The sequence below is a fragment of the Marinobacter sp. EVN1 genome, assembly GCF_000475375.1.
In the GTDB taxonomy this organism is placed as follows: Bacteria; Pseudomonadota; Gammaproteobacteria; order Pseudomonadales; family Oleiphilaceae; genus Marinobacter; species Marinobacter nauticus.
Genome location: NZ_AXCB01000045.1, coordinates 135,433 through 160,790, shown reverse-complemented (window position 1 = coordinate 160,790; position 25,358 = coordinate 135,433). Strand labels below are relative to the sequence as shown.

Below are 25,358 nucleotides of genomic sequence, written 5' to 3'. Positions count from 1 at the left end.
TTTTTTTCGGTGCCGGCCCACCGGCCTCAGTTGGGTTTGCCGGTCAGGCGCTCCAGCAGGACCAGCTGTGATGCCAGTCGCTCTTCGCCTTCCCCGGGCTGATTCTGAATGTAACTGCCATCGGGCTGCAACACCCAGGCCTGGCAATTGTCCGCCAGATAGGTATCCAGATCTTCCCGCAGGCGTGCAATCAGCGCGGGCTCCTCAACCGGGAACGCGGTTTCGACCCGGTGCAGCAGATTGCGCTCCATGCCATCAGCACTGGAACAATACACCTCGGGCCGGCCACTATTACCGAAATAGTACACCCGCGTGTGCTCCAGGAAGCGGCCGATCACCGAGCGCACCCGGATATTGTCCGAGAGTCCCGGCACTTCCGGACGCAGGCAGCAGATGCCACGGATGACCAGATCAATCTTGACCCCGGCCTGGGAGGCCCGATACAGGGCCTTGATCATCTGCGGCTCGGTCAGGGCATTGAACTTGAAGATAATCCGCCCCTGCTCACCATAGCTGGCCTCTCGTTCGATCAGACTGATCAGACGGTTGTGTAAGGTAAACGGCGCATGAAACAGCTTTTTGATCTTCAACGCCTTGCCCATGCCGGTCAACTGCTGGAACAGCTTGTTGACGTCGTCGCCGATGGATTCGTCACAGGTCATGAAACTGTAGTCGGTGTACAGGCGTGCGTTCCCGGCATGGTAATTACCGGTGCCCAGATGCACGTAGCGCCGCAGGCGGCCTTCTTCCCGGCGGACAATCAGGATCATCTTGGCGTGGGTTTTGTACCCGACCACACCGTAAACCACGATCACGCCGGCTTCCTGCAGCCGACTGGCCAACTCCAGGTTCTCGGCCTCGCTGAAACGGGCTCTCAGTTCGATAACCGCCGTCACTTCCTTGCCTCGACGCGCGGCATCGGCCAGGGCCTCGACAATTTCCGAGTCGGCACCGGTGCGATAAAGCGTCTGGCGAATGGCCAGCACCTGTGGATCCTTGGCTGCCTGGCGCAGCAGGTCCACTACCGGGCTGAAGTTTTCATAGGGATGTAACAGCAGCAGGGGCCGTTTGCGAATGGCATCGAACATGGATTCCTTGCTGCGAATCTGGCGCGGAATCGACGGCGAGAAGCTGGAATAGGTCAGGTCTGGGCGGTCCACCAGGCCACCCACCGCCATCAGGCGGGTCAGGTTTACCGGGCCGTGGACCTGGTAGAGATCCCGCTCGGTCAGGCCGAACTCCCGGAGCAGGAACTGCACCAGCTCTTCCGGGCAGTTATCCGCCACCTCAAGGCGAACGCCATCGCCAAACCGACGGCTCAGCAGCTCGCCGCGCAGGGCCGAGGCCAGGTCTTCCAGATCGTCTTCAAGCTCAAGGTCCGCGTTCCGGGTCAGCCGGAACTGATAGCAGCCCTTCACTTCCATCCCCGGGAACAGCTCATCAGCATGGGCGTGAATCATGGACGACAGGAACACCAGGTTGTCACCACCCTCGCACACCTCATCCGGCAAGCGCACCAGGCGCGGCAGGGAGCGAGGCGCGGGCACAATCGCCATCCCGGTCTCACGACCAAAGGCATCCTTGCCGTCCAGCTCAACGATGAAGTTCAGGCTCTTGTTCACCAGGCGGGGGAACGGGTGTGATGGGTCCAGCCCGATCGGGCTGACCACCGGCAGAATTTCCTCGTCAAAGTAATTGCGCACCCACTCGGCCTGGGCCGGTGTCCACTCGCGGCGCCGGACAAAGTGGATGTTCTCCTGCTCCAGCTCCGGAATCAGGACATTATTGAGAATATCGTACTGTTCGTGGATATAGTCGTGGGCAACGCGGCTGATCTCCGCCAGCACCTGTTCCGGCAACATGCCGTCGACACCCACTGTTTCGCGGCCATACTTCATCTGCTGGCGCAGGCCCGCCACCCGGATTTCAAAGAACTCATCCATGTTGCTGCTGAAAATGCAGCAGAAGATCAGACGATTGATCAGAGGATGCGTGGTATCCAGCGCCTGCTTCAACACCCGGTAATTGAACTGCAGCTGGCTCAGTTCGCGGTTGAAGTAGTTCTCGCTGGCATCCAGATTCACTTCCTCACCAACGGGAGGAAGATCCACCGGCGCCGGGACGCTCTGTTCACTGCCTGTCTCTGTCACGGTTTCGCTTGTCATTGCTCTTTATATCCATCGTTGAGGCGGGCTTCGGCCACCAGCCGCTGCCCGCTTATGATCGCTGTCGTTCCCGCATCAGTCTGGCGGCGCGCACGGCGAAATAGGTCAGAATGCCATCGGCACCGGCACGGCGCATGGCCATCAGGCTCTCCATCATGACCGCGTCGCCATCCAGCCAGCCGTTATGAGCTGCGGCCATATGCATGGCGTATTCGCCACTGACCTGGTACACAAACGTTGGCACCTGCAGTTCGGTTTTCACCCGGCGCACGATATCCAGATAGGGCATGCCCGGCTTGATCATCACCATATCGGCGCCTTCAGCCAGATCCATGGCCACCTCATGAATGGCCTCATCACTGTTGGCCGGATCCATCTGATAGGTGGCTTTGTTACCCTTGCCAAGGTTGGCAGCCGAGCCGACCGCATCCCGGAACGGACCGTAATAACTGGACGCATACTTGGCAGAGTAGGCCAGAATCCGGGTATTCACATAGCCTGCCCCTTCCAGGGCTTCTCGAATAGCCGCCACCCGACCATCCATCATGTCAGAGGGTGCCACCACATCGGCACCGGCATCCGCGTGGGACAGTGCCTGATTGACCAGCGCTTCAACCGTGACATCGTTCAGCACATAGCCATCGTTGTCGATAATGCCGTCCTGCCCATGGGTGGTGAACGGATCCAGCGCCACATCGGTAATCACCCCCAGCTCCGGATGCGCCTTTTTCAGGGCACGAACCGCCCGCTGGGCCAGGCCATCAGAATCCCACGCGCCGGAGCCGGACAGATTCTTTTTCTCCGCTGGTACCACCGGGAACAGCGCCAAGGCGGGAATACCCAGCTCTACCAGTTCCGCCGCCTGCTCCACCAGCAGATCGACGCTCAGGCGCTCGACACCCGGCATGGAGGGTACGGATTCACGCTGATTCTCGCCTTCAAGCACAAACACCGGGAAAATCAGGTTATCGGGTGACAACTGGTTCTCCCGAACCAGACGACGGGAAAAATCACTGGCACGATTGCGACGCAAACGGGTGAACGGATAGGCTCGACTGGAGTGCGCAAGACGCGGCTTCGACACGGATAACCTCCTGAACATGGATGGCCTTGGAAAGTGATGACATCATACACCCCAGAAGCCGCCCGTTGCAGGCCTGAGCCGAGTGTGCCGTTGACAGATGACAAAGAGATGACAGAAAAACAGAGTTGCCGGGGCAACGGAAGCCGCTGCCCGGCGAGGAAACGCCATCAGAGGGAACGGTTGTTGAACCCGATCTCCACCTTGCGCGGGGTATCAGAACGGAAGGTGGTGTCCACCTCCTGTATCTTTCCGCCGCCTTGCAGGAAGGCCTCAATATCTGCCTGCAACTGGGCCCGAACCCGGGCACGGCCGGCAATGGAATGGTTATCGTCGCTGTCGCTGGTCCAGTTGCTGGACTGCTCCAGATTGCTTTCGTCGAATTCACTCATGGCTTATCTCCATCAACGAAAACAGCTTTACGGGTGGCCAGATGCTCTGGAAGACGCACCCCGTCTCGACTGCCGGCCATCTGACGGCCCGTCTTGGCGTCTTTATAATCTGCTTTCACGACCGACGCTATTTCCTGACAACCACTTTTTTGTAATTTTTTGTAACTGGAGATAACCCATTGTTTTAAAAGATCAGATAACAGCCCTTTAATGGCACACAGAATTGACACAAAGAATGAATATTGATTCAATGCTTGCAAGGAGCCGGCATGGCCTACCGCGAAACTGAAAAAATGCGCCAGCGCAAAGCCGAAGCGCGGAAAAAGATTATTGAATGCACCTGGGAGTGCGTATCCGAAGGCGGCTTCCGCAGCGCACGCATTACCCGCATCGCGGGGCTGGCCGGCGTTGCCACGGGCACTATCTACCGCCACTTCGAGTCACGGGAGGACCTGTTTGCAGAAATCTTTCGCCTGGCCACCCAACGTGAAGTCGACAAAGTCGCCGAAGCACTCGCGGTAGGCGGTAGTGCGGTTGAACGCCTGGACAACGCTCTGCGTCAGTTCGCCCGTCGGGCCCTGAAAGGCCCGATGAAAGCCTGGGCACTGATTGCCGAGCCGGTAGACCCGAAAGTCGAAGAAGAGCGACTGGTATACCGCAAAGCCTACGCCAACCTGTTTGAACAAGCGATCCGGAGCGGCATAACCGAGGGCTGCATACCGGATCAGGATGCCCGCCTTACCAGCACCTGCCTGGTTGGCGCCATCTCGGAATCCCTGGTGGGGCCGCTGTCACCGACCCAGACAGAAACACCACCGGGACACGACAACAACGAAGATGAGCTGGTCGACACCATCGTTTGCTTCTGCCTACGGGGGTTAACCGGCACCAGGAGCTAACCATGAACAGCCCGCAGCGCAAGACCGAGTCCAACGCCGACAGCCACTATCTGTCAGCCACTCACGAGGTCATCAACCAGCCCCGACCGCTGGAAAACTATAACCTCTACGAACAGGACAGCGCGCTCCGGGAAGCCGTATTGCGAGAAGGCGCCGGCCACGCCAGCGAAGACCTCAGCCGCTTCGGCGCCTGGGCCGGCAAGGCCGACACCATCGAGCTGGGCAACCTGGCGAACGCCAACAAACCCAGCTTTCGCACCCACGACCGCTACGGCCACCGAGTAGACGAAGTCACCTTCCACCCGGCCTACCATGAACTCATGCGCGTGGCCTTGGAAAACGGCCTGCACAGCTCCCCCTGGACCAACCCGGGCAAAGGCGCCCACGTGGCCCGGGCCGCCAAGTATTACCTGCACTCCCAGGTGGAAGCCGCTCACTGTTGCCCGGTCACCATGACCTTCGCGGCCATCCCATCCATCCAGAACCAGCCAGACCTGGCCAAACTCTGGGCCCCGAAAATCCTGGCCAACGAATACGACAGTCGCAACGTGCCAGACGGCGACAAAACCTCCGTCACCATCGGCATGGCCATGACCGAAAAACAGGGTGGCAGCGACGTGCGCGCCAACACCACCGTGGCCTACCCGACAGGACGGGAAGGTCCCGGACAGGCCTACGAACTGGTCGGCCACAAATGGTTCGTTTCCGCCCCCATGTGCGACGCCTTCCTGGTACTGGCCCAGACCACCAATGGCCTGTCCTGCTTCCTGATGCCCAGATGGCGCCCAGATGGCAGCAAGAACCCCTGGCAGGTACAGCAACTCAAGAACAAAATGGGTAACGTTGCCAACGCCTCCAGCGAAGTGGAAATCCGCGGTGCGCTGGCATGGATGGTGGGCGAGGAAGGCCGCGGCGTCAGAACCATCATCGAAATGGTCGCCATGACCCGCTTCGACTGCATGATTGGCAGCGCCGCCGGCATGCGCCAGGCCGTGGCACAGGCGACGCACCACTGCCACAACCGCAGCGCCTTCGGCGCAACCCTCAGCGACCAGCCGCTGATGCAGAACGTCCTGGCCGACCTGATTATCGAAAACGAAGCCGCCCTCGCCTACACCATGCGCGTCGCGCGGGCCATGGACAACCAGAACAACGAACACGAACGCCTGCTGGCCCGCCTGGCCACCCCCGTCGGCAAATACTGGATCTGCAAACGCACCCCCAACCACGCCTACGAAGCCATGGAATGCATCGGCGGCAGCGGCGTGATGGAAGACTGCATCATGCCCCGCCTGTTCCGGGAATCGCCGGTCAACGCCATCTGGGAAGGCAGCGGCAACGTCCAGTGCCTGGACACCCTGCGCGCCCTTCAGAAAGAACCCGAAACCCTCGACGCCTTCTTCAAAGAAACGGCCGAAGCCCGTGGCACCGACCGCCGCTTCGACCAGTACCTGGCACAACTGCAACACGACTTCGCCGACATCAGCGATTTCCAGTACCGGGCCCGCAACCTGGTCGATCGCATGGCCCTGGCCATGCAGGGCTCCCTGCTGCTGCGCTTTGGCGACAAAGACGTCGCCGACGCATTCTGCGCCTCACGCCTGCAAAGCGGCGGTGGCATGAACTACGGCAACCTGCCCTCCGGCACCAACCCGGCGGCGATTATCAAACGGGGGACGCCTGTAGTAGGCTAGAGGAAACTCAGTCCGCTAGGCGCACCAGTAAGATGCCAGCAGACTGACAAGACTCCCCTTGCGAGGTTTGTGAACCGGCGGGGGATGGCTTTCCAAAAATTTGCGGAGCCAGGGATGGCGGAGCAGAAGCGCCACAAGGATGTGCCGAAGGAGCGGTTTTTGGAAAGCCATCCCCCGCCGGTTCCTGCACCAACACGCGGTATCGGACCATGTCAGAAGCCCTTAGAAAACTGCTGAAAGAAGGCAAAACCCCACAACAGCACCAGGATATTACCCCCCACGTAGGCGTCCTCACCCTGCACTTCCAGCTCTACGGCTGCGAAGACCTGAAAGCCAAACGCAAAGCCTTCACCGCCATGAAGGCCATCTGGGGCAGAGAACCCGACCTCGCCGTCGCCGAAACCGCCGACCAGGAAGCCCTCGACTGTGCCACCTGGACCATCGCCGCCCTGGGCGCCAGCGCCCAGCAGATCACCCAGCGCCTTGACCAGGTGGAAAAAGACATCCAGGACCGCATCGACGCCGCCATCCTGGATGTACACCGGGAAATCCTCTAACCCGGACCAGTGGCCCGCCAGGCATGGCGTCATTGCCTGACAGGTCTTATACTACGCAGCCTCAGGGAACCAATGCCCCGCTTGGCGGCTGGCAGACATTTTTCGCAACCGGGCCACGCCCGGCTCCATCCGACGGGTTTCCGGAACCAACCCATCGGATACCACTGAATGTGTGTGGTGCTATGACCGGAAAGAAAAAATCCGCCCAGGCCTCATTAGAGGCAATGTATCGCGTGTTCACGGTGCCCGAAGCGCCGGAGTCGACCCTGAGCCGGATCGACCAGGACATCTCCCGTAACCTGGCCGGATTCCTCCAGGAGCACATCGTCGCCATCGAACGGGACCTGTCCGAAGTCGAGAAAGACTTCTCCGACTACGTCATCCCGGAGAAACCTGTTTTTGTCTCCGAGCAGACCCAGTTCCTGCTCGACAAACTGGTGGCCAACTCCGTTCATACCGCGTCACCCGCGTTCATCGGCCACATGACCTCGGCACTGCCCTACTTCATGCTACCGCTGTCGAAGATCATGATCGCCCTGAACCAGAACCTGGTGAAAACCGAAACCTCCAAGGCGTTCACGCCCATGGAACGCCAGGTACTGGGCCAGATACACCGGCTGGTGTACCAGGAAGACGGTTCTTTCTATCGTAAATGGATGCACGATCCCCGGCACGCCCTGGGCGCCATGTGTTCCGGCGGCACGGTCGCCAACCTCACCGCCCTGTGGGTGGCTCGCAACCGAGCCTTCCCCGCTGAAGGCAGCTTCCGCGGTCTGCACGAAGAAGGCCTGTTCCGCGCCCTGAAATACTACGGCCATGAAGGCGCCGCCATCGTCGTCTCCAAACGCGGCCACTATTCCCTGCGCAAAGCCGCCGATGTCCTCGGCCTTGGCCGGGATGCCCTGGTGCCGGTGGAAACCGACGAATTCAACCGCATCCAGACCGACGCCCTGCGCGACAAATGTCTGGAGCTGCAGAAGCAGAAGATCAAGATCATGGCCATCTGCGGCGTGGCCGGCACCACCGAAACCGGCAACGTCGACCCGCTGGATGCCATGGCCGATATCGCCCGGGAATTCGGCGCCCACTTCCACGTCGACGCCGCCTGGGGCGGGCCAACCCTGTTCTCCCGCACCCACAAACACCTGCTGCGCGGCATCGAGAAAGCCGACTCGGTCACCTTCGACGCCCACAAACAGCTTTACGTACCCATGGGCGCCGGCCTGGTGGTCTTCAAAGACCCCAGCCTCGCCAGCGCGGTAGAACACCACGCCCAGTACATCATCCGGAAGGGTTCCCGGGACCTCGGCAGCACCACCCTGGAGGGCTCACGGCCGGGCATGTCCATGCTGATCCACTCCGGCCTGAAAATACTCGCCCGGGAAGGCTACGAAATCCTGATCGATCAGGGCATCGAAAAAGCCCGCACCTTCGCCGAGATGATCGACGAACAACCGGATTTCGAACTGGTCACCCGCCCGGAACTGAACATCCTGACCTACCGCTATTGCCCGGAAGATGTACGCCAGGCACTGGCCATGGCCGATGAGCTGCAGGCAGAAAAGATGAATACCTGCCTGAACCGCATCACCAAATTCATCCAGAAAACCCAGCGGGAACGCGGCAAAGCCTTCGTCTCCCGAACCCGGCTGGAGCCGGCCCGTTACTATCACTTCCCGTGCATTGTGTTCCGGGTGGTTCTGGCCAACCCGTTAACAACGCCGGATATTCTGGAAGATATTCTCAGGGAGCAGAGGGAACTGTCGAAGGAAGATGGGATTGCCGATGAAATGGCCATCCTGCACCAGATGGCTGCGGCGGTTTTGAAGCAGAACCAGAAAGAGGCCAGGCAGGCCTAGTGCTTCCGGAATACAGCTCCGCGGCGTGGGGCGGGGCTTGTGGGAGCCCTTTCCAAAACCTTGCGGAGCCATGGATGGCGGAGCAGAGCGTACAGGGAAGTATCCACAGCGTGTTTTGGAAAGGGCTCCCACAAGCCCCAACCTACTCCAAAGCCAGAATCAGTAAAGCGCCTCTTCGTCATCCAGCACCTCGTGCAGGATTTCCAGAAACATCTTGTCGGCCTCACTCCAGCTCTCCGGAATCCGGATCGTGGTATTGGCACTGATCTCACGAGCCATCAGCTCATCGGCATTGGCCTCGCCCTTGTACTTGCGGGCAATCTCCATGGACTTCACGGCAATCGTCGGATCGCTCATCACTTTCTTGATGAACACCCGCAACTCTTCAATCATCCGCGCCTGACGGCTCTCGACAGATGAACTCATGTTGTACTCCCCGAATATGGATAGCGACAGGCCACGCCTGCCGGATGCATTACCTATAGTATGGACAAAGCGCGGGGCCATCACCAGCCCCGCACAACGGTCAGACCATCAGGCCACGCAGAGTGAAGAACAGGAACGCCGCCATAATCGCTGACGCCGGCACGGTAATGATCCAGGCCGCGGCAATCTTTACCAGATGGGAGCGCTTGACCATCTCCTCGCGGTAAATCTTCTTCAGGCGCTTGCGCTCCGACTTGGACAAAGGCACCTGCTGCTTTTTCTTCTTCGCCTGCTTCAGCAGCTTCTCCATTTCCTCCACAGAGGCATTACGGAAATCATCCAGGAACGGCTTGAGGCGCTCCTGATCGGTCGGGTCATGCTGTTCGATGATTTTGTGCAACTGGGTCGCGTAGTTGGATTTCAGGTACTCACGCAGGAAGCCGACACCGAAAACGCCGCCAATGGCAATGTGGGTGGAACTGACCGGCAGGCCAAGCTGGGAAGCCAGAATCACCGTCAGTGCCGCAGACAGTGCAATACAGAAAGCCCGGGTCTTATCAAGCTCAGTAATCTCGGAACCCACGGTTTTAATCAGGCGCGGGCCGAACAGCATCAGCCCGACCGCCAGCCCCAGGGCACCGACCAGCATCACCCAAAGCGGGATCTTCGCTGAGGTAACCACACCACCACCGGCCTGAATGGCATCATTGATGGCCGCCAAAGGGCCAATGGCATTGGCCACGTCGTTGGCGCCGTGGGCAAAGCTCAGCAGGGCCGCGGCGAAGATCAACGGCCAGGTGAACAGGGTATTCACCCCCTGCGCACTGTTTTCCATGGTCGAGGCTTTGCGGCCCACCAGGGTCCGCATCACGAAAAACACTACCCCCGCCACAATCAGGCCGATCACCGAGGCTTCCACCATATCCACTTTGACGATCTTCTTGACGCCCTTGATCATCAGATAGGTGGCAAAGGCCCAGGCCATAATCGCCACCAGCCAGGGCACAAAGGTACGGGCAGAAGACACCAGATTCTGGCGGTAAAGTACGGTTTTCTTGATTGCGAACAGGAACAACGCCGCCAGGGCACCGCCCAGCACCGGCGAGATCACCCAGCTTGCAGCAATTTTGCCCATCACCGCCCAATCGGCAATGGCCCAGCCCCCGGCCGCAATACCGGCCCCCAGGACACCGCCAACGATTGAGTGGGTGGTTGAAACCGGCGCACCCATCCAGGTGGCCAGGTTCAGCCACAGGGCGCCAGCCAGCAGGGCCGCCGTCATTAACCAGACAAAGGCGCGCGGATCTTCCAGGCTAGTCGGATCAATTATTCCACCCTTGATGGTCGACACTACATCGCCACCGGCGATCAGCGCGCCGGCCGCCTCGAATACCGCGGCAAGAAGAACGGCTGCCCCCAGTGACAAGGCGCCGGAGCCCACCGCCGGACCGACGTTGTTGGCCACATCGTTGGCCCCGATATTGATCGCCATGTAGCCCCCGATAACGGCGGCGGCCATCAATAACATGGCGTTAGGCAGGCCCTGGCTGAAGGAGCCAACCACAAGCCAGACACAAAGAAGGAAAAGTACGCTAAGTCCGACCCTGTACCGTTCCGTGGAGGGGCTGGTGAGAAGGTTATCCAGAAAGCTGCTGGAACGGGCCATACCAATTGATTCTCTTGTCTTGTGGACAGAAGGGGTTTCGGCAGTATTCGCCGGGGGCAAACTATAAATTTTTTGCCATCAAATTGAAACAAATCCCGGTTGATGGCCCCCTTCACAATCCTGATAGTTAATGCTGCAATTCAGATGGTTTTTGACGCATAATCCTGGAAAATATGTCAAAAAGAACAACAGTTAATGACGAATACCAGCCAAATCCAGTCCAGCGAGCATGAAGAGCTTCAGATCTCCCGGCTGCTCAATGGCCTGTCAGCCATGGCGGTCCTGTTCCTGGCCGGGATCGGGGCCAAGGCGTGGTATGCCGAGCATCATCTGCACGCATGGGTGCTCTGGGCATTTGTTGTTCCAATTGTCGCCAATATAGGCTGGTACGCCTGGCGCCGGGATCGAACGGTACAGAAAAGGGGCCTGCTGGTCATTGTCGGCCTGCTGTTTACCTACCTGATTGCCTCCGGCGGCGAGGGCAACACGGGCCCACTCTGGTTCTATGTGTTCCCACCGTTGCTGTTCTACCTGACCAGCCTCAAGGGTGGCACCGCCATCCTGCTGTTCTGCTACCTGCTGGCCGTCCTGGTTTTTCAGTTTCCCGATATGCCCGGCGTCAGTGCCGAATACAGCACTGACTTCAAGATCCGTTTCTTCGCCACACTTACCTTTGAGTCGATCTTCTGTTTCGTGCTGGAGGCCGGACGTTTACGAGCCCGCAACAAACTGGTGGCACTGGCTCAGGCCCACGAACACGCTGCCCGCACCGACGAACTGACCGGGCTGGCCAACCGGCGGGACATGCAGGGCCGGCTAAACACCGAATTCTCGCGGTTCGAGCGCTCCGGCCACCATTTTTCCGTTGTGCTGATCGATCTGGATCTGTTCAAACGCATTAACGATGATTTCGGCCATGATGCCGGCGACGAGGTCTTGCGCCAGTTCGCCGATCTGGTCCGGCAAATGGTCCGCCAGTCGGATGTGGCTGCCCGCTGGGGCGGCGAAGAGTTTCTGCTGCTACTGCCCGACACCACCTTGCTGCAGGCCCTCACACTGGCTGAGCGCCTGCGCGCCGAAGTGGCGGCCACCCGTTTTCACCACCGGGAACAGACCCTGCCGGTCACCATCAGTGCCGGGGTATGCTCGATTTCCAAATCCGGATCGATCAACGAATTACTCAAGCAAGCAGATGTGCAGCTCTACAACGCCAAGGAGAGCGGTCGGAATCGAATTTCACCCCGGGTAAGGAGCCAGGACACCGGGTCCAGCCCTCAGACGCCGGCTTGAGCCGAACCCGCCACGCCATTACTATCTGCTCCCGAATATTCCCACCCCACCAACACAGGCAGTGGTCATGGCAGCAATCCGCATTCTAACCGGCAGCGTTTACGGGGGCGCCCTGCTGACAGCGCGCCGTATCAAGCAGGAACTGGAACCCGAAGGGCATACCGTCACGGTTCTGGAGAATCCAACTCTGGCCGATATCAGCGACAACCACGATGCCTTGCTGGTATGCACCTCCACCACCGGCCAGGGAGAAGTCCCTGCCAACCTGTTACCGTTTTATCTGGATTTGCGCGAACAACTTCCCCAACAACCCGGCCGCCCCTTTGGCGTGATCGTGCTGGGCGACAGCTCCTACGGCGATACCTTTTGCGGTGCCGGAGATCTGATGGAAGAGGCGCTTTATGAAACCGGCGCCCGCAAGGTCGGTGACACTCTGCGGATTGATGCGTTGGAAACTCTGGAGCCGGAGGCCGAGGCCCTGCCCTGGGTACGGAACTGGATTAACGGCATTTGACCAATAATTACACAAGTTACCAAAAGTCTGCCGGTTACGGCTTGAGCCGCCTCAGACGACAGGCCATACTCAGGCCATAACGACAAGAACGGTAACCTGTGATTCTGATGCAACTGGCCCGACTCCTGGCAGCCCTGCTGATTCTTCTGGCGCTTTCGCTTCCCGCTATGGCTGCCAGTGATGGCTATATTCCAGCCATTGAGTACCTGAGACTGGCGCCGGACGACCAACGCAGCCCGCAACAGGCTCTGGAATCCGGCGACTGGCAAATCCTGAACGAACAAACGCCTAATTTTGGTTACACCCGGGACCAGGTCTGGCTGAAGTTCCCCATCACCCGGCCCCAAACCACCAATCTCCTGGAGATCACCTACCCGCACCTGGACCGGATCGATTTCTATCTGTTACGGGACGGCAAAATCCAGCTGAACTACCAGACCGGTGACCGCATGCTGTTCTCGGAGCGCCCGGTGGAGCATCCGCATTTCCTTTTTCCGTTCCAGCTTGAAGCCGGTCACGACTACCGCATCTTGCTGAAAATCGACACCGACGGTGCCATGCAGGTGCCGCTACGGCTGTGGAACAATCGCAGCTTTTTCGAGAAGACCTCCGTAGAAAGCCAGGTTCACGCCCTGTACTACGGCATACTGATTACCGCCATCTGCTTCAACCTGTTTGTATTCCTGGCGCTCAGGGAGTCGATCTACCTCTATTACGTACTCTCGACTCTGGGCTACCTGATCCTGATCGGCACCCTGAACGGTATTACCTACCAGTTTATCTGGCCCGCGCTTCCTGGCCTGCAAAGCAACGCCATGGTCCTGTCCATACCACTGGCCTTGCTTTTCACACTCATGTTCGCCAGATCCTTTCTGAAACTGGAGCAATGCAGCCCCCAACTCGATCGACTCATACTCGGCACTATCCTACTAAACGGCGCCCTGGCTCTTGCTCTTGCCACAACTGTGATTGACTATGGCACGGGTATCCGACTGGCTGTCGCTCTGGCCATGCCGAGTTGCCTGCTGTTAACGGTTGTCGGACCGATACAGTGGGCCAGAGGCAATCCACAGGCGGTTTACTACACTCTGGCCTGGGGGGCCGTCACTCTGGGCAGTGCCATTACCGCCGCCAATAAGTACGGTCTGATTGCCACCAGCTTCTTCTCTGTGTATGGCATGCAGCTGGGCTCGGCCTTCCAGGCCATACTCCTCAGCCTCGCCCTTGCCATCCGGATATATCACGAACGCCAGGAGAAAGTGCTGGCCCAGGAGGCTGAACTGAAGGCGCTTGAAGCCCGACGCGCGGCCGAACTCCGGCTGATGGACCAGGCCCTGCATCATCCGCTCACCGGCCTGCCTAACCGCAGCAGCTATGAAATGCGCCTGAACGAATTGATCCGGAGCCAGCGCGGCAAACGCTTCGGCGTGGTCATTATCCATCTGGACAACCTGTATGCGGTCACCAAGACCCTGGGCCACCGCAACACCGACCGCATACTGGAGCTGGCCTCCAAACACTACAACGCGGTGATCAAGGATGTACCTGGGGCCATCTCTCTGGAGCAGACCGACAACCGAACCTTCTTCCTGGCCAGCCTCGACCCGCAAACCTTTGCCTTTGTGGTGGATGCTGACCAGGCGCTGTCGGTACCCAGAATCGTGCTGCGCAGCATTGAAGAGATCCGCTACCCGGTAGATTTCCTTGGCATGCAGGTTCCCCTGAACCCACAGCTCGGCGTGGCTTTCTACCCGACTCACGGAAACGATGCCAACACCCTGATTCGCCGGGCGGTGATCGCCGAAGGTTCTGACCGCGCCCGAGACCGCGGAATTGCCTACTACAAATCCTCCCGGGACTCCTACAGCGCCGACCGACTGACTCTGGTCTCCGACCTGCGCCACGCCATCGATCACAACGAGCTGACTCTGTTCCTGCAGCCCAAGCTGTGCCTGCGTACCCGCGCTATTACCGGATTTGAGGCACTGATTCGCTGGCCAGGACGGGAACAGCCGGTTCGGCCCGATGAAATCATCGCAGTGGCCGAACAGACCGGCCTAATCAAACCGCTGACGCGCTGGGTACTGAAAGAGGCCCTGGAAATGCGCGGGCGGCTGCTGGAGATCGGCTGGGATGCCGGAATCGCCGTCAACATCTCGCCCAACAATCTACGGGAACCGGATTTTGCCGTGTTCGTGCAACGGTTGATGCAAAGCTACCAGATCCACTCCGGGGCCATCACCTTCGAGGTCACGGAGACCTCCATGATGCAGGACCCTACCAATTCCCTGCGGGCGCTGAATGCGCTTGATGCCGCGGGCATTCCGCTCTCCATTGACGACTTCGGTTCCGGCTATTCATCCCTGTCCTACATCAAGCAATTGCCAGCTGGAGAAATCAAGATCGACCGTTCGCTGATTACCGATATCGCGGAACGGGAGCAAGACAGAGTGATCGTGCGCACCACCATCGATATGTGCCACAGCCTCGGCTACACCGTGGTGGCCGAGGGGGTGGAGGATGAGGAAACCCTGTCACTGCTGCACGACATGGGGTGCGATCTGATACAGGGCTACTTCCTAACCCGACCGCTACCCTTTAACGAAATGGTTGACTGGCTCGGCAACTACAATCCTCAGGCCTTACGTTCCCGGATCAGTGCTTCCTGAGTGGTGGAGGCCACCAAAACACCATCCCGGGTAAAGAAATTACCCCGATTGAAGCCCCTGCCCGCCGAGGCACTCGGACTGTCCTTGTCATAAAGCAGCCAGTCATCCATACGGAAATCCCGATGGAACCAGATGGCATGGTCCAGGCTGGCAACCTGCATGTTCTTGCTCATGAAGGTGCGCCCGTGAGGAGTCAGGGACGTTCCCAGAAAGGAGAAGTCAGAGGCATAAGTCAGCAGACACCGATGCAGTACCGGGTCATCCGGTAAAGGTCCGAGGGCCCGAAACCAGTTCTGGCGATGGGGCGGGCGCTTTTCCGGCTTGAATGGATTCATCGGGTCTACCGGACGGATCTCTATGGGCCGGTCACGGGTCAGCATGTCCCGCATTTTCTCCGGCACTTTATCTGCGATCAGCTTGCCCCAGTCCTGCTCCGACTTGAGCGTATCGGGGTCCGGCGCTGCCGGCATGGCAACCTGATGATCCAATCCGTCTTCTGCGACCTGGAACGACATGGAACCGGTCAGGATTTCCTTGCCGTCCTGACGGGCAATCACCCGGCGCACCGAGAACGTGCCGCCATCCCGAACCCGCTGGACTTCATAATCGATCGGCATGCTGTGATTGCCAGGGCGCAGAAAATAGGCGTGCAGGGAATGGCACAGGCGATTTTCGACGGTCCGGCTGGCCGCCATCAGGGCCTGCCCCAGAACCTGCCCCCCGAATACATGCGGAAAGCCCAGATCCTCACTGTCGCCCTGAAAATGATCGTCTCCGATCGGGGAAAGATCCAGCAACTCCACCAGTTTTCGGGTTACATCCAGCATGCGCGCTCCTGTCTTTTGTTAGCTCACGAACGGGTTTTCTACCCCAGACAGGAAAATTTCGCAACGGCTGAAACTGCCAAAGACGACAAACGGCTACCAGCCAACCTCACTGGTAGCCGCAGGCTTCAGTCCCGGTGAATAGGAGGGACTTCCTTCGCCAGTGTCTGCTTTTCCAGAGCAAACCGGCCGGTCACTGCGAAGCCAAGCGTGTCGCCGTCCGGGCTCCGGAACAGGGCTTTGACATCAGCCCCGTCCCGCTCCACCTGCCATTCGCCCTCGGCATCCATCGGTGGTGGGCAGACTGCGGTCGGGCAACAGGGTGTTTTTACCATCACCGGCATGGTGCCATAGCTGACTTCCGTGCGCGTACCGGCCAGAGTTTTCGCCAGCGCCCGGGCACAGGCCATCAACGGCAGCACATAGAGCAGAACGCGCCCATCCACTTCGGCACAGTCGCCCAGGGCAAAGACATCCGGTGCGGACGTTTCCAGAGCCCGGTTCACCTGAATGCCCCGACCGGAACGGATCCCGGCGTCGCGGGCCAGTTCGGTGCGGGGGCGCAGCCCCACCGCAGACACAACAAGGTCGGCCTGGAGCTGCTCACCATTACCGAGCGTCAGTTCGACGCCACTGCCCTGCTTCTCTGCCCGCTCAACCACCGTCCCCAAATGGAACCGAACCCCAAGCCTCTCCAGCTCAGCCTGCACGGCACCAGCGGCTGTCTCCGGCAGCAGGCTGGGCATCAGCGATGAGTCCGGGGCGATAACGTCCACTTCGTAGCCACCATTGCGCAGATCATTGGCAAACTCACACCCGATCAGGCCCGCCCCCATAATCGCGACCCGCTTGCCCTCGGCGAGGGCCTTACGGAAGGCACGGTAATCCATCAGGTCGTTGATGGAATGAACCCGGTCCTGCGCGTTACCATCCAGACTCAGGCGGATGACGTCGGCGCCCCAGGCCAGAACCAGCTTGGCATAGCGTATGGACTGGTCGCCCAGCTTGAGCTCATGGGCATCGGTATCAATGCCCGTAACCGTGGACCAGGGACGAATCTCCACCCCCAGTTGCTCGGCCATAGCCTCAGGGTTGGCTTGGGCCAGACCATCCGCGTCCTTGTCTTTGGTAAAGCCGGTCGACAACATAGGCTTGGAATAGCTGACGCCGTCGTCGGCAGTCACCATGATGACCGGGGTTTCCTTATCCAGTTTGCGAAATTCCCGTACCAGTGAGTAACCCGACAAACCGGTACCAACGATCACAATAGGTGTCTGCTCGGTCATGACTCTGTCCTGCCTTTAGCCGATTTCGATCATTTCAAAATCTTCCTTGCCCACACCGCAGTCCGGGCAAACCCAATCCTCGGGCACATCTTCCCATTTGGTGCCAGGCTCAATACCGTCCTCCGGCCAACCCTCGGCTTCATCGTAAATCAGACCACACACCACACACTGCCACTTCTTCATAACTAACTCCCACCGATTTGTCTGCGAGGATATTATTGTCGAACAATAAAGCAATCAAGCACAAAGATCACAAAATGCGACCGAGTTCCAGCCGACCATCACTCACCCGATTGGCTGCCATCATAACCGCGACACCGGCGTTGACCAATGCCACCACCGACAGCCCGGATCGGGGTTTTCTGCCAATAGCCACAATTACAGACCCGGCAATACCGCCGCGCCCCTCCCTTCGATCGCCCCACTTCGGTATAATCCGCCGTTTTGGACAGGACCCGATCGTTATGACCGATACCGTCGCTGAAATGAACCAGGTCATGGCAGACGCTGACTGCCTGGTTCCCGAAGAGCAGGTGCATGCCGCCATCGACACCATGGCCAGCGCCATCACCGATCGCCTCAAAGACAGCAACCCATTGTTGTTCTGCGTCATGAACGGCGGCCTGATCCTGACCGGTCAGCTCCTGCCACGACTGAAATTTCCGGTTCAGGCGGAGTATCTGCATGCCACCCGCTACCGCCAGGAGACCACCGGCGGCATTCTGGAATGGAAGCTGCAGCCGGAAGCCGACATGAAAGGCCGCACGGTTCTGATCGTCGACGACATCCTTGACGAGGGTACGACGCTGTGCGCCATTGCAGATTACTGCCTGGCTCATGGTGCCAGCGAGGTCCTGACTGCGGTGCTGGTAGACAAGGAGCACGATCGCAAGGCACGCCCCGGCCTGAAGGCAGACTTTACCGGCCTTTACGTTGAGGATCGATTCCTGTTCGGCTATGGCATGGATTATAAAGGCTATTGGCGCAACGCTCCGGGAATCTATGCCGTTAAAGGACTGTGACCAGCCCCCCGAGCTGAGCATACCTCCCACGTTCTGGTACCGGTCGCTGGTGGCGGCCGGCCTTTACTGTCCTGAGGTTCATGGCCCGGCCCGCTACTGGCTAACAGTAGAGGGATCGTTTACCCGGGCCCTGCAGCAAAAATGTCAGGAACGCTTTCACGTTGAGATTCTCAGGGAGGGTTTTTCGACCCCAACCCCTGAAGAGGCAAAGCGCCTGAACCTGGCACCACGCCAGCTCGCCTGGGTACGGGAAGTTCGCCTTTGCGGTGACGGCCGCCCTTGGGTGCTGGCCCGGACAGTGATCCCACAGACCTGTCTGCATGGCCATGGCCGCCGCCTCCGCAATCTTGGCAACAAGCCCCTGGGTGCCTATCTGTTCAGCAGCCCGGAGTGGCAGCGGGGGCCTCTGGAAACAGGCCTCTGCAAAGTCCGTAGCAACGGTCACCCTCGCCTTGCCCGCAGATCCCTGTTCCACCGGGGTTCCTGCGCTCTTCTGGTGGGGGAATATCTTCTGCCCCGGTTATACCAGTCGCCCAACCGGGGTTAACCCTACCGCTACCGCTGGCTATAATCGGATGCACTCTCACGCATCAACACGCGGATACCAGCTCCTATGTTGCAGATCACCCTGCCCACCCACGTTCATGCCCGCCTGGCTGATTACGCACGCCTGCTGCGCATCGACCGCCCGATTGGCACTTTGTTGCTGCTGTGGCCAACCTATTGGGCACTCTGGCTGGCGGCCAAGGGGGCACCGTCATTTGCCAATCTGGTGATTTTTACCCTGGGCGTGTTCTTCATGCGGGCGGCAGGCTGTGCTATCAACGATTTTGCCGACCGGGACTGGGATCGCCATGTCAAACGCACCAAAGACCGCCCGCTCACCGCCGGCCGGGTCCGTGCCTGGGAAGCCGTCGCCCTGTTTGCCGGGCTATGCCTGGTGTCGTTTCTGATGGTGGTGCTGTTCACCAACACCCTGACCCTGTATCTGTCATTCGGTGGTGCACTGCTGGCCTTTATCTACCCGTTTATGAAGCGTTACACCCATTTGCCCCAGCTGTTTCTGGGCGCAGCCTTTTCCTGGGCCATTCCCATGGCCTGGGCAGCTGAGGCCAACCAGCTCAGTCAGCTCACCTGGTTGCTGTTTACTGCCAACGTGCTCTGGACGGTCGCCTATGACACCCTCTATGCCATGGTCGACCGGGATGACGACCTGAAGGTCGGCATAAAATCGACAGCCATCCTGTTTGGTGATGCAGATCGGGCGATCATTGCTCTGCTGCAGACCATGGTGGTGGTGATTCTGGTGATGGTGGGCCAGCGGGCGGAACTGGGCTCTTTCTATTATCTCGGTGTCGTGGCCATGGCCACGCTCTTCGTCTACCACCAGTACCTGGCCAGGGAGCGGAACCGGGAAGGATGCTTCAAGGCATTTCTCAATAACAACTGGGCCGGCTTTGCAGTGTTTCTGGGTCTGGCGTTGGATCTGGCGTTCTGACTACCCGCCCATGTCATATACTTGTAACAAAGACGCGTTGTAATGACTCGGCAACATTACAAGGGAGTGTGTTCGCACCTCTGATCAGAGAACTCCCGAGGTCTGACACAGGTTGATGCATATGAGTGGAAAAACTGTCCTGATCGTCGATGACGAAGCGCCTATCCGTGAAATGATTGCGGTCGCGCTCGAAATGGCGGATTACGACTACCTGGAGGCAGCGGATGCCCGTGAAGCCCATGCCCTGATTATCGACAAGCAACCAGACCTGATCCTGCTGGACTGGATGCTGCCGGGTACCAGCGGTGTGGAACTTGCGCGCCGGCTGAAGAAAGAAGAGGCCACCGCCGATATCCCTATCATCATGCTGACCGCCAAGGTGGAAGAGGATAACAAGATTCAGGGCCTGGAAGTCGGTGCCGACGATTACATCACCAAGCCGTTCAGCCCACGTGAGCTGGTAGCCCGCCTGAAAGCGGTTCTGCGTCGTGCCACACCGCCGGGTGTCGACAGCCCCATCGAAGTGGACGGTCTGACCCTGGACCCAATCGGCCATCGTGTGACCACGGTCGACGGTGCCATTAATATGGGCCCGACCGAGTACCGCCTGCTGCAATTCTTTATGACTCACCAGGAACGGGTCTATACTCGGTCTCAACTGCTGGATCAGGTCTGGGGCGGCAACGTGTATGTCGAGGAACGCACCGTCGATGTTCACATCCGCCGCCTGCGCAAGGCGCTGGGAGACAGGTACGATCATCTGATTCAGACCGTGCGGGGAACGGGCTACCGGTTTTCCACCAAAGTGGCCTGATTTACTACCTGACGACAGCTCCGGACCGCCCCTCATCGTCCGGCGATCACGGCATCAGCGCCGGCAACACGACAAGGCAGTAGTGGATGCAACACAACTGGTCCCGTTACCTGAGACTGATCATCACCGCGCTCGCAGGCACCACACTGGTGGGGTTCTATTTCGGCGAGCCGCTCTACGGGCTGCTGGTGGGACTTGTTGCCTATCTCTGGTGGACCCTGGTCCAGGCCCGGCGCCTTTACCAGTGGCTGGGCAACCCCAGCGCTTCCGACGAAGCGCCCCAGAGCATCGGCTTGTGGGGTGATATCTTCGACAGCCTGCACAAGCTGAACCAGAACCACCTGATGACCCAGGATCGCCTGCGGGCCCGTATCAACCGGGTTCAGGAATCCACCAACGCCATGCGCGACGGCGTTATCATGACCGATGCCCGTGGCGCCATGGAGTGGTGGAACGGCTCGGCCGAATACCTGCTGGGTTTCCGCCGCAGCACCGATCAGGGTCAGTACATCCATAACCTGATCCGCAACCCGGCATTCAAGGCCTATTTCGATACCCGGGATTACCGCGAGCCCCTGGAAATCAACTCGCCGGCCAAGCCCCACATCCATCTGCAGATCCAGATCAGCCTGTTCGGCGACGATGACCGACTGATCGTGGCCAAGGATGTCACCCGGCTGTATCAGCTTGAACAAATGCGGCGGGACTTTGTCGGCAACGTTTCCCATGAAATGCGCACACCGCTGACCGTGATCAGTGGCTACCTTGAAACCCTGGTGGATCATGGTGATGAGCTGCCTGCCAAGTGGCGCCGGGCTATCAATACCATGGCGGCACAGGCCTCACGGATGGAGGCCCTGATCACAGATCTGATTCTCTTGTCCCGTATCGAAACCGGCGAGCATACGGTGGATGACACCCTGACCGATGTCGACGCCCTGCTGAACCAGATCTGTCATGATGCCCGGGCCCTGAGCGGCGACAAGGGCCACCAGATCACGGTTCAGATCAGTGACCACCGACTGCTGCAGGGCGATGAAAGCCAGCTACGCAGTGCGTTTTCCAACCTGGTGTTTAATGCGGTGAAATACACACCGGCCGGCGGAGCCATCACAGTTGCCTGGAGCACCAATCGCGACGGCGCCCACCTGTCGGTGAAGGATACCGGCATCGGCATTGACCCGATCCACATCCCCAGGCTGACCGAACGGTTCTATCGCGCCGACCCCAGTCGCCACAAGGACACCGGCGGAACCGGCCTGGGCCTGGCTATCGTCAAGCATGTGCTGATCAATCACGACGGCAACCTGGAAATTCGCAGCAAAGTCGGCGAAGGCAGCGAATTTATCTGCCATTTTCCAAGGGAGCGCCTGGTCGAGAGGATTCCCGAACAGGTTCCGGAGGACTGAGGCGCCCTCAGTTAGCGGTTTGAGGCCCGGAACCTGGCCACAAATCGTGACAGATCCTCCAGCTTCTTCGGGTCTTCATCGACAAAACGGATAGTGACACTGACAAAGTCGGTATCCTGGCGCTTGTCCACAGCCTGCAACTGATGCACGTAACCGTTCAGACGCGCCATCTGGCCATCGCCCATGTCGATATCCACCACCGCCTGATCGAGAATCCCCGGGAATTCCTGATCCCGCTTGGCGATCACCCGCACTTCCGTCAGATTGATATCCTTGACCACCGATTTCAGTGTACTGTCGGAAAACCTCACAGATGCCATACTCATGACACCACGAGTCTGAGGCTTGCCGGTCGCCGCTTTTGCACTACCTGCATTCAGCAGCGGGTTATCAGCAACGGGCTCAGGCTTTGAGGCTTCGGGCCTGGATGCCGGCGCCTCCCGCTTCTGGGTGAGCAAGGCGGCGGACTCCTTGAACGCCTCCGCCGGTCCTTCCAGTGATTTGCCGCTGCGATCCATGGCGTCCTTCAGGCGGCGACCCATCACTTTGATGATTTTCTTACTCAGCCCATCCGGACTGAAAGGCTTGCCCAGGTATTCAGAAACCCCTTCCTTGACCGCCTCAATAACATGATCCTTGTCGCCGCGACTGGTAATCATGATGAACGGCACCTTCTGGTACTGCGGTTGCTGGCGCATCCACTGCAGCAGTTCCAGCCCGGACATCTCCGGCATTTCCCAGTCGCACAGCACCAGGTCAAAACTGGTTCTGGACATCAGGGACTGGGCACGCCGGCCATTCTGGGCATCCGTGGTTTCAATGACGGGAAAGCGCTGTCGCACTGTCCGTTTCACCAGATCTCTCACAAAACTGGCGTCGTCGACCACCAGCGCCTTCAGTATTGCCATAGCGACATCTGCTCCGGATTCCACTCATGCTCCAACTATAGAACATCCCGGTCTTGACGTGACCTAAGTGCTACAAAAAGACGACAAAACCGGCGTTCACCGGGACCATTCCCAACCGAAAAAAACACGTGGCACTGTAGGCTATGGCGGTATTTCCCGACACGGAAAACGCGCTAACATGGCAGCCGATGCCCAAACGATTCTATTGCGAGGATTCCCGTGCCTGACCTGATCTCCCGGACTGCCATTCGCCGTACACTGGTGGCGATTTCCCTGAGCACGCTGGCGCTGGTTGCCAGGGCAGAAACCGAAACAACCGCCACACCGGCGTTTGAGCAATGCAAACAGGCGCTCGGAGAGAAAGCCGTCGCCGCCGGTGTGCGTGAATCCACAGTAAAGTCGGTGATGGCCGGCGTGGTGCACCTCGACAGAGTGATTGAGCTGGACCGAAGACAGCCCGAATTTACCACCACCTTTGCCGACTACCTGAACCGACGGGTTAACGACGCCCGGGTCGGCAAAGGCCGGGAATTATTGGCAGAACACCGTAAACTCCTGGACCGCGTGACCGCGGAAACCGGTGTTCCCGCCCCCTATCTGGCCGCATTCTGGGGTCTGGAAACCAACTATGGCAGCTACTTCGGCAAGATGCAGGTGCCCAGTGCCCTCGCCACCCTGGCTTGCGATGCCCGGCGCAGCAGCTTCTTCACAGAGCAATGGATCGCTGCCCTGCGGATTATTGACGAAGGCGCTATTCCCGCTGATCAGATGGAAGGCTCCTGGGCCGGCGCCATGGGCCATGTGCAGTTCATGCCGACGGTATTCCTGAAACACGCGGTCGACGCCGATGGCGATGGGCGCCGGGATCTCTGGAACAGCCTGCCTGACGCCATGATGTCTGCCGGTCGGTTTCTCGAGTCCATGGGCTGGGATGGCGACTATCGATGGGGGCGGGAGGTGCTGTTACCCGACAACTTTGATTTCAGTCTGGCCGATGGCCGTCGCCTGCCCCTGGCTGACTGGCGCAAGATGGGGATCACCGATGCATTTGGTAACCGTCTGGCCAACGAACCCATTGAAGCGGCCCTGATCGTGCCCAGCGGCCATCAGGGCCCGGCCTTTCTGGTATACAGTAATTTCCGGGTGATCATGGGCTGGAACCGATCCGAGTTCTACGCCATTGCCGTTGGCCACCTGGCCGACCGGATTGCCGGCGCCGGAAAGCTTCAGAACCCTCCCCCGGAAGACCAGCCCGCGCTGTCAAGAAATCAGGTGCTGGAGCTCCAACAGGCTCTGAATGACAAAGGCTACCCGAGCGGGGAACCCGACGGCATACTGGGCTCCAATACCCGCAAGGCCATTCGCGCGTACCAGAAGGCGGAGGGCCTGGTGGCTGACGGCTTTCCATCAGAACAGGTATTAGCGGCTCTCGGAGTTTACAGCGGCTCCTGAAAGCGTCCAGTTTTTTTACATCTAGAGAAATGCTACGCTATAAGGCATTGTATTTCATAGATAAAAAATACTGGCACGCATTTAGCTACACACCTTGGCAGTGCCTGGCCATTTCCAGGCAATCCTACAACTGCGAGTAGTTAAGGTGTGGACAATGCTTAAAATGATGAAAGGAATCGTAGCGGCGGTAACATTTGGATTCGCCGCAACTGCCTGGGCCTTCCCGGTGGACCTCGAATCGGTTTCAGGAACCTGGAACGCTCCGAGCAATGGCAGCAACGTTACGGGCGTAGGTACTGATACCCTGCGCTGGGGAACCGGCGAGGTTAGCTGCACCGGGCACTTGTGGTGGAAAACCTGCAGCGAGGGCCCGCAGAGTGGCTATGGTTTTCAGGGCCCGAACAGCCTGCCACAGACCATCACATCAGACGATCCGTTTGTGCTGGGAACCTTTACCCATTTCAACAACCGCATTACCGGTGAAAGCATTACCGGCGTGAGCCTCGATGTATTCGCCACGTTCTCCACAACGGCTAGCAACAGCAAGGTAACTGGCCCCTACACCTTTGATTTCATCCATGATGAGACACCGAATGTGGGTCAGGAATGCTGGTGGGTGTTTTGCTGGAGCGTCGAGCAGGACGTTAATGATGTCGTCATTCTCGACAACATGATCGAGAGTTCCGAGTTCCAGTTCGGCTCCAACATCTACTCCCTGTCTCTGCTTGGCTTTGCCAACGGCCTGAATGAAATTGAAACCCAGGAAGGCAAAGCAACCTCTGTGGATCTGCTGGCCAAGCTGAATGTTCGCTCCGTACCGGAACCCGGCACTCTCGCGCTGCTGGGACTCGGTCTGGCTGGTCTGGGCCTGGCGCGCCGCCGCAAGCTCTGAGCCATATCTGCTTCGCCGGCAGTACCTTGTGCTGCCGGCGA

At 59.0% G+C, this 25,358-nt stretch carries 24 protein-coding genes; 14 read left to right on the top strand and 10 right to left on the bottom strand.

Annotated elements, in window-relative coordinates; all coding sequences use genetic code 11:
- Positions 1 to 26 precede the first annotated feature (26 nt).
- From ppk1 to Q674_RS0120905, 4 genes are all read right to left on the bottom strand, one after another.
- Positions 27 to 2,165: a polyphosphate kinase 1 gene (gene ppk1, locus Q674_RS35465; RefSeq protein WP_014422847.1), complete on the bottom strand. Its 2,139-nt coding sequence runs from the start codon at positions 2,163 to 2,165 to the stop codon at positions 27 to 29.
- A gap of 52 nt (positions 2,166 to 2,217) precedes the next feature.
- Positions 2,218 to 3,267: a porphobilinogen synthase gene (hemB, locus tag Q674_RS35460; protein WP_051993056.1), complete on the bottom strand. Its 1,050-nt coding sequence runs from the start codon at positions 3,265 to 3,267 to the stop codon at positions 2,218 to 2,220.
- Between the two features lie 149 nt (positions 3,268 to 3,416).
- On the bottom strand, positions 3,417 to 3,638 hold the full coding sequence (locus Q674_RS35455) for a hypothetical protein (RefSeq protein ID WP_011786988.1): 222 nt from the start codon (positions 3,636 to 3,638) through the stop codon (positions 3,417 to 3,419).
- On the bottom strand, positions 3,635 to 3,898 hold the full coding sequence (locus Q674_RS0120905) for a hypothetical protein (RefSeq protein ID WP_031210306.1): 264 nt from the start codon (positions 3,896 to 3,898) through the stop codon (positions 3,635 to 3,637). Before Q674_RS0120905 ends, Q674_RS35455 begins: the two co-directional genes overlap by 4 nt.
- 9 nt (positions 3,899 to 3,907) lie before the next feature.
- Between Q674_RS0120905 and Q674_RS35450 the strand changes: the two genes are divergently transcribed.
- The 4 genes from Q674_RS35450 to panP all read left to right on the top strand — a co-directional run bounded on the left by Q674_RS35450 (position 3,908) and on the right by panP (position 8,647).
- On the top strand, positions 3,908 to 4,537 hold the full coding sequence (locus tag Q674_RS35450; RefSeq protein WP_023009492.1) for a TetR/AcrR family transcriptional regulator: 630 nt from the start codon (positions 3,908 to 3,910) through the stop codon (positions 4,535 to 4,537).
- 2 nt (positions 4,538 to 4,539) lie between these two features.
- Positions 4,540 to 6,231, top strand: coding sequence for an isovaleryl-CoA dehydrogenase (locus Q674_RS35445; protein WP_011786991.1), 1,692 nt, complete (start codon positions 4,540 to 4,542; stop codon positions 6,229 to 6,231).
- Positions 6,232 to 6,440: 209 nt separating this feature from the next.
- Positions 6,441 to 6,788 (top strand): DUF503 domain-containing protein, encoded by a 348-nt coding sequence (locus tag Q674_RS35440; RefSeq protein ID WP_011786992.1) that lies wholly within the window; start codon positions 6,441 to 6,443, stop codon positions 6,786 to 6,788.
- A 182-nt stretch (positions 6,789 to 6,970) separates the two neighbouring features.
- On the top strand, positions 6,971 to 8,647 hold the full coding sequence (panP, locus tag Q674_RS35435) for a pyridoxal-dependent aspartate 1-decarboxylase PanP (RefSeq protein ID WP_031210304.1): 1,677 nt from the start codon (positions 6,971 to 6,973) through the stop codon (positions 8,645 to 8,647).
- A gap of 159 nt (positions 8,648 to 8,806) precedes the next feature.
- Here the strand turns inward: panP and Q674_RS35430 are convergent, their stop codons facing one another.
- The gene (locus Q674_RS35430; RefSeq protein ID WP_031210303.1) at positions 8,807 to 9,073 is read right to left on the bottom strand and encodes a hypothetical protein; all 267 of its coding nucleotides are present in this window, start codon (positions 9,071 to 9,073) and stop codon (positions 8,807 to 8,809) included.
- 100 nt (positions 9,074 to 9,173) lie between these two features.
- Positions 9,174 to 10,739, bottom strand: a complete 1,566-nt coding sequence (locus Q674_RS35425; RefSeq protein ID WP_011786995.1) for an inorganic phosphate transporter — start codon at positions 10,737 to 10,739, stop codon at positions 9,174 to 9,176.
- Between the two features lie 195 nt (positions 10,740 to 10,934).
- Between Q674_RS35425 and Q674_RS35420 the strand changes: the two genes are divergently transcribed.
- The 3 genes from Q674_RS35420 to Q674_RS35410 all read left to right on the top strand — a co-directional run bounded on the left by Q674_RS35420 (position 10,935) and on the right by Q674_RS35410 (position 15,212).
- Entirely contained in the window at positions 10,935 to 12,029 is a 1,095-nt protein-coding gene (locus Q674_RS35420; RefSeq protein WP_011786996.1) for a GGDEF domain-containing protein, read from the top strand.
- A 67-nt stretch (positions 12,030 to 12,096) separates the two neighbouring features.
- Positions 12,097 to 12,543, top strand: coding sequence for a flavodoxin (locus Q674_RS35415; RefSeq protein ID WP_011786997.1), 447 nt, complete (start codon positions 12,097 to 12,099; stop codon positions 12,541 to 12,543).
- Between the two features lie 107 nt (positions 12,544 to 12,650).
- Positions 12,651 to 15,212: an EAL domain-containing protein gene (locus Q674_RS35410; protein WP_031210301.1), complete on the top strand. Its 2,562-nt coding sequence runs from the start codon at positions 12,651 to 12,653 to the stop codon at positions 15,210 to 15,212.
- On the opposite strand, the gene tesB is transcribed toward Q674_RS35410, so the two are convergent.
- The 3 genes from tesB to Q674_RS35395 form a co-directional block, all read right to left on the bottom strand.
- Positions 15,179 to 16,039 carry an acyl-CoA thioesterase II gene (gene tesB / locus Q674_RS35405; RefSeq protein ID WP_011786999.1) on the bottom strand — a complete coding sequence of 287 codons (861 nt, stop codon included), beginning with the start codon at positions 16,037 to 16,039 and terminating at the stop codon, positions 15,179 to 15,181. The genes Q674_RS35410 and tesB overlap by 34 nt on opposite strands.
- 125 nt (positions 16,040 to 16,164) lie before the next feature.
- Complete coding sequence (locus Q674_RS35400) at positions 16,165 to 17,322, bottom strand: NAD(P)/FAD-dependent oxidoreductase (protein ID WP_023009489.1); 1,158 nt, start codon at positions 17,320 to 17,322, stop codon at positions 16,165 to 16,167.
- Between the two features lie 15 nt (positions 17,323 to 17,337).
- Entirely contained in the window at positions 17,338 to 17,505 is a 168-nt protein-coding gene (locus Q674_RS35395) for a rubredoxin (protein ID WP_008173532.1), read from the bottom strand.
- Positions 17,506 to 17,786: 281 nt separating this feature from the next.
- Here Q674_RS35395 and Q674_RS35390 point away from each other — a divergent pair, with 281 nt between their 5' ends.
- The 5 genes from Q674_RS35390 to phoR all read left to right on the top strand — a co-directional run bounded on the left by Q674_RS35390 (position 17,787) and on the right by phoR (position 22,065).
- Positions 17,787 to 18,344, top strand: a complete 558-nt coding sequence (locus Q674_RS35390) for a hypoxanthine-guanine phosphoribosyltransferase (protein WP_011787001.1) — start codon at positions 17,787 to 17,789, stop codon at positions 18,342 to 18,344.
- Positions 18,325 to 18,891, top strand: coding sequence for a chorismate--pyruvate lyase family protein (locus Q674_RS35385; protein WP_023009487.1), 567 nt, complete (start codon positions 18,325 to 18,327; stop codon positions 18,889 to 18,891). The genes Q674_RS35390 and Q674_RS35385 overlap by 20 nt, the downstream gene beginning before the upstream one ends.
- 66 nt (positions 18,892 to 18,957) lie before the next feature.
- The gene (ubiA, locus tag Q674_RS35380; RefSeq protein WP_023009486.1) at positions 18,958 to 19,842 is read left to right on the top strand and encodes a 4-hydroxybenzoate octaprenyltransferase; all 885 of its coding nucleotides are present in this window, start codon (positions 18,958 to 18,960) and stop codon (positions 19,840 to 19,842) included.
- Positions 19,843 to 19,963: 121 nt separating this feature from the next.
- A complete protein-coding gene (phoB, locus tag Q674_RS35375; RefSeq protein WP_011787004.1) occupies positions 19,964 to 20,656 on the top strand; it encodes a phosphate regulon transcriptional regulator PhoB in 693 nt (230 codons plus the stop codon).
- An 86-nt stretch (positions 20,657 to 20,742) separates the two neighbouring features.
- On the top strand, positions 20,743 to 22,065 hold the full coding sequence (gene phoR / locus Q674_RS35370; RefSeq protein ID WP_014422865.1) for a phosphate regulon sensor histidine kinase PhoR: 1,323 nt from the start codon (positions 20,743 to 20,745) through the stop codon (positions 22,063 to 22,065).
- Positions 22,066 to 22,076: 11 nt separating this feature from the next.
- On the opposite strand, the gene Q674_RS35365 is transcribed toward phoR, so the two are convergent.
- Positions 22,077 to 22,973 carry a response regulator gene (locus Q674_RS35365; protein ID WP_011787006.1) on the bottom strand — a complete coding sequence of 299 codons (897 nt, stop codon included), beginning with the start codon at positions 22,971 to 22,973 and terminating at the stop codon, positions 22,077 to 22,079.
- A gap of 219 nt (positions 22,974 to 23,192) precedes the next feature.
- On the opposite strand from Q674_RS35365, the gene Q674_RS35360 reads away from it, so the two are divergent.
- Positions 23,193 to 24,425 carry a lytic murein transglycosylase gene (locus Q674_RS35360; protein WP_014422867.1) on the top strand — a complete coding sequence of 411 codons (1,233 nt, stop codon included), beginning with the start codon at positions 23,193 to 23,195 and terminating at the stop codon, positions 24,423 to 24,425.
- Between the two features lie 154 nt (positions 24,426 to 24,579).
- Positions 24,580 to 25,317 carry a THxN family PEP-CTERM protein gene (locus Q674_RS35355; RefSeq protein WP_023009485.1) on the top strand — a complete coding sequence of 246 codons (738 nt, stop codon included), beginning with the start codon at positions 24,580 to 24,582 and terminating at the stop codon, positions 25,315 to 25,317.
- Positions 25,318 to 25,358 lie beyond the last annotated feature (41 nt).

Bases quoted from the DNA above. Each gene is read 5' to 3' on its own strand.
- ppk1 (WP_014422847.1), bottom strand. From the start codon at position 2,165: ATGACAAGCGAAACCGTGACAGAGACAGGCAGTGAACAGAGCGTCCCG.
- hemB (WP_051993056.1), bottom strand. From the start codon at position 3,267: ATGTTCAGGAGGTTATCCGTGTCGAAGCCGCGTCTTGCGCACTCCAGT.
- Q674_RS35455 (WP_011786988.1), bottom strand. From the start codon at position 3,638: ATGAGTGAATTCGACGAAAGCAATCTGGAGCAGTCCAGCAACTGGACC.
- Q674_RS35450 (WP_023009492.1), top strand. From the start codon at position 3,908: ATGGCCTACCGCGAAACTGAAAAAATGCGCCAGCGCAAAGCCGAAGCG.
- Q674_RS35445 (WP_011786991.1), top strand. From the start codon at position 4,540: ATGAACAGCCCGCAGCGCAAGACCGAGTCCAACGCCGACAGCCACTAT.
- Q674_RS35440 (WP_011786992.1), top strand. From the start codon at position 6,441: ATGTCAGAAGCCCTTAGAAAACTGCTGAAAGAAGGCAAAACCCCACAA.
- panP (WP_031210304.1), top strand. From the start codon at position 6,971: ATGACCGGAAAGAAAAAATCCGCCCAGGCCTCATTAGAGGCAATGTAT.
- Q674_RS35430 (WP_031210303.1), bottom strand. From the start codon at position 9,073: ATGAGTTCATCTGTCGAGAGCCGTCAGGCGCGGATGATTGAAGAGTTG.
- Q674_RS35425 (WP_011786995.1), bottom strand. From the start codon at position 10,739: ATGGCCCGTTCCAGCAGCTTTCTGGATAACCTTCTCACCAGCCCCTCC.
- Q674_RS35420 (WP_011786996.1), top strand. From the start codon at position 10,935: ATGACGAATACCAGCCAAATCCAGTCCAGCGAGCATGAAGAGCTTCAG.
- Q674_RS35415 (WP_011786997.1), top strand. From the start codon at position 12,097: ATGGCAGCAATCCGCATTCTAACCGGCAGCGTTTACGGGGGCGCCCTG.
- Q674_RS35410 (WP_031210301.1), top strand. From the start codon at position 12,651: ATGCAACTGGCCCGACTCCTGGCAGCCCTGCTGATTCTTCTGGCGCTT.
- tesB (WP_011786999.1), bottom strand. From the start codon at position 16,039: ATGCTGGATGTAACCCGAAAACTGGTGGAGTTGCTGGATCTTTCCCCG.
- Q674_RS35400 (WP_023009489.1), bottom strand. From the start codon at position 17,322: ATGACCGAGCAGACACCTATTGTGATCGTTGGTACCGGTTTGTCGGGT.
- Q674_RS35395 (WP_008173532.1), bottom strand. From the start codon at position 17,505: ATGAAGAAGTGGCAGTGTGTGGTGTGTGGTCTGATTTACGATGAAGCC.
- Q674_RS35390 (WP_011787001.1), top strand. From the start codon at position 17,787: ATGACCGATACCGTCGCTGAAATGAACCAGGTCATGGCAGACGCTGAC.
- Q674_RS35385 (WP_023009487.1), top strand. From the start codon at position 18,325: ATGCCGTTAAAGGACTGTGACCAGCCCCCCGAGCTGAGCATACCTCCC.
- ubiA (WP_023009486.1), top strand. From the start codon at position 18,958: ATGTTGCAGATCACCCTGCCCACCCACGTTCATGCCCGCCTGGCTGAT.
- phoB (WP_011787004.1), top strand. From the start codon at position 19,964: ATGAGTGGAAAAACTGTCCTGATCGTCGATGACGAAGCGCCTATCCGT.
- phoR (WP_014422865.1), top strand. From the start codon at position 20,743: ATGCAACACAACTGGTCCCGTTACCTGAGACTGATCATCACCGCGCTC.
- Q674_RS35365 (WP_011787006.1), bottom strand. From the start codon at position 22,973: ATGGCAATACTGAAGGCGCTGGTGGTCGACGACGCCAGTTTTGTGAGA.
- Q674_RS35355 (WP_023009485.1), top strand. From the start codon at position 24,580: ATGCTTAAAATGATGAAAGGAATCGTAGCGGCGGTAACATTTGGATTC.